Annotated in this window: 1 protein-coding gene; it reads right to left on the reverse strand. The window is 41.5% G+C overall.

The features are described from left to right. Positions 1-1,674: IS1182 family transposase (locus tag HMPREF0519_RS12595; RefSeq protein WP_003636784.1), on the reverse strand; the 1,674-nt coding region annotated here is incomplete at its 3' end. Between the last annotated feature and the right edge of the window lie 143 nt (positions 1,675-1,817).

Below are 1,817 nucleotides of genomic sequence, written 5' to 3' on the forward strand. Positions count from 1 at the left end.
GGCTGGGACATAAGTCCCGCCGACAAATAAATTGAGCCGCATTTTCCATTTTTTCTGGAAGATGTGGCTCAGTTTTTCTATCCAACCAAAAATATGACTTAAATTGGCCATCATTTTGGCCAATTTATTCATATTTGCTGCCATCAAGATAATTCCTAATTCATTATTTACTTGTCTTAATCCACGTACCGATAATCGACGGAAACGCAAATTCGCCTTCAGGTTACCAAAGGCTGGCTCATCCTCAAGTTTTCGCTTAGCGAAAATGGCCTTGCCCTCTGGGCTTGAAAGCTGTTCACGAACGTATGCTTTTTGCGATTCCCAATGGGGATTGATGTTAATTCTTCGTTGGTTACCCATACGGGTGGTCGACCAATAATACCCTTCGGGGTCATCGTAATCGTCGGCCCGATAAACTTTAAAGTCGCGGGTAAACCCATTTTTATCAGTTCGATGGCTCATGCCGTGATATGAAAAGCGGATGTGGTGATTATCCACGTAGTAATCTTCTTCGGCATGATATTCCCAGTTCATCACTTTGCTAAGATCGCTGCGATATTTCTTCGATTGTTCTTTCAGATACATGGTGTAAGGAATCAAGGGGATCTTACCCAATTTCTCTTTAACAAATTGATAGTTTGGCTCACTGCCGTAGCCCGCATCGGCAACGATATAGTTGACTGGGGTTTGTGCGAAGTTCATCGCTTTTAAAAATGGAATTAAAGTACGTTGGTCCGTAGGACGTTGATTAACTTGGTAATAGAGAACGAATTGTGATTGAGTGGCAATTTGCAGATTGTACCCTGGCTTCAACTGGCCGTTTTGCATCGGATCTTCTTTCATCCGCATAAAAGTGGCGTCATGATCCGTTTTAGAGAAACTGTTCCGATCACCAAACCATTCATGATATTGGCGATACTTTTGTTTACGAGGTAAGTATTCATCTTTTACTAGATGCCGGAGATGTTTTAGTTTACGCCGGCGTTGTTTACGTGGTGAACCACCGGGAATCACTTTTTCGGTTTTGATTTGCTGATCTAATTCGTCAATCTCTGTGTCCAATGCGTCTACTTCAGCTTCAAGCGTCTGAAGATCCGTCGGATCCATTTCGCTTTCCACTGCTAGATTGACTTTGTTTTGAATCAGGTCTTTAAACAAGTTTCGTGTTTTTTGATCCAACTTACTTTCAAATTTTTCCGTGCTTTTTCGCCAGACAAATGAATACTTGTTGGCATCGGCAAGGATTTTAGTGCCATCAATGAAAATTGCCTCATCACTTAACAGATTGTTATCAATCAATGATTGTCGGAACTGCAGATACATGAGGGCTATTAGCTTGGTGGTTTGTGGATCAGTCCGGAAACGATTGATTGTCCGGTAACTGGGAACCACGTCAGGGTCACCGATTAACCATTTCATCGGAATGTTTTCCTCGGCCATTTGTTGAATTTTCCGTCCCGAAAACACTTTCCGTGAGTAAGCAAATAACATCATTTTGAGCATCATCAACGGTGAATATTGTGGTCGGCCAAAGGCTGACTCTTCTCCATAAACTAATTTATATGGAATCGTGTCCACAAAAGCACTGATGGCGCGGACAATGTGCGTTTCTGAAATTGAAATTTCTAATGGCAATGTTAAACTGGTCTGGTTATTGTTATAATGTCTGTACATAGAGATTCACTCCTATCCTTGGGTTTTCGTCGATTTAAGAATAGCAGAGTTGAATTCTCTGTGCTACATAAAATGCAAAAAAGCCTCGGAAAAAAATTAATTTCCGAAGCTTTTTTGCGTGAGCTGAGACTTTTGTCCCAGCC

The organism is Lentilactobacillus hilgardii DSM 20176 = ATCC 8290, from assembly GCF_000159315.1.
GTDB lineage: Bacteria > Bacillota > Bacilli > Lactobacillales > Lactobacillaceae > Lentilactobacillus > Lentilactobacillus hilgardii.